The sequence below is a fragment of the Prevotella conceptionensis 9403948 genome (genome assembly GCF_000312305.1).
Lineage (GTDB): Bacteria > Bacteroidota > Bacteroidia > Bacteroidales > Bacteroidaceae > Prevotella > Prevotella conceptionensis.
In genome coordinates this window covers 19,064-20,136 of sequence record NZ_HE999449.1, presented here as the reverse complement: position 1 = coordinate 20,136, position 1,073 = coordinate 19,064, and the positions used below count along the sequence as shown (strand labels likewise).

Below are 1,073 nucleotides of genomic sequence, written 5' to 3'. Positions count from 1 at the left end.
GGGGATGGTGGAGTAGCCCACGATGCCGATGACGAGGAAGACGATGTACACCCCGTTGCTCGCGTCGATGGAGAAGGCGGGATTGTTCTGCAACTCGGTGATGTCGTTCTGCAGCATCAGAATCTGTATCCGAGCAAGGATGGTGCTGAACAGGTCGGACACGGGCAGCCACAGGTACACCTGCACATAGCGGCAGACCCACTGCGTGAGCGTGGACTGAAAGCCGTCCCACACGGAGATGGCGAAGGCAATCGGACCGAGTATCGCCAGCACGACGAGGAAGAACGTGCGCAGGGTGTCGATGATGAGCGCGGCGGCCTCGAAGAGCAGCTCCATGATGCTGCGGAAGAAGTCGCGCACCTTCTTTTCGAGGTTATAGGCACCCCGTTCGAGATACATCTCCGTCATCGTGGCCAAGTCGGCGGGCGAGAAGCCCAGCTCCTCGATCTGCTTGTCGAACGCCTCGTCGCTCACCAAGTAGGCCGTCTCGGGGTTGCGCGCCATCGCCTCGTATTCCAGCTTGTCTTTCTGCTCGCGGTACTTCTTCATGTCGAAGGTCTGCTCCTGCAACATCCCGTTGGTGCCCTTGACGATGGGACTCATCACGCCGTTAAGCGTGCCGAGCACCACCGTGGGGAAGAACATGATGCACAGCCCGATGACGAAGGGGCGCAGTATCGGAAAGACGTCGATGGGCTCGGCACGGGCGAGCGACTGCCACACGCGGTAAGCCACGTAGAAGAGCGCACCCAGACCGGCGATGCCCTTCGCCACGCCCGCCATGTCGGCACACAGTGGCATCATCTCCTCGTAGAGCGAACGGAGGATTTCGTGAAGGTTGTCGAAGTTCATGGCCTACCAGTATCTTTGGTTCGCATTGCCGTAGAGTGCCATCACGCGGTCGAGGTCGTTCCTCTTCTCGGCGCGCAGGTAGCTCACGGAGATGTTCTTATTGGTGTAGTAATTCACGAGGTTGCGGTAGTTCTTCATCCGCATGTAACAGCGGTCTACCACGTCCACTCTGTCCTTGTCGGTCATCGAGAGCGTGGTGATGTTCACCACCTGCTTGAGTT

1 protein-coding gene and 1 pseudogene are annotated in these 1,073 nt (G+C 58.8%); both read right to left on the bottom strand.

Features of this window, described 5'->3' with window-relative positions:
• Nucleotides 1–852: conjugative transposon protein TraJ (traJ, locus tag BN93_RS10740; RefSeq protein WP_019188327.1), on the bottom strand; the 852-nt coding region annotated here is incomplete at its 3' end.
• Nucleotides 853–855: 3 nt separating this feature from the next.
• Nucleotides 856–1,073: pseudogene (locus BN93_RS10735) on the bottom strand (DUF4141 domain-containing protein); the annotation flags it as partial.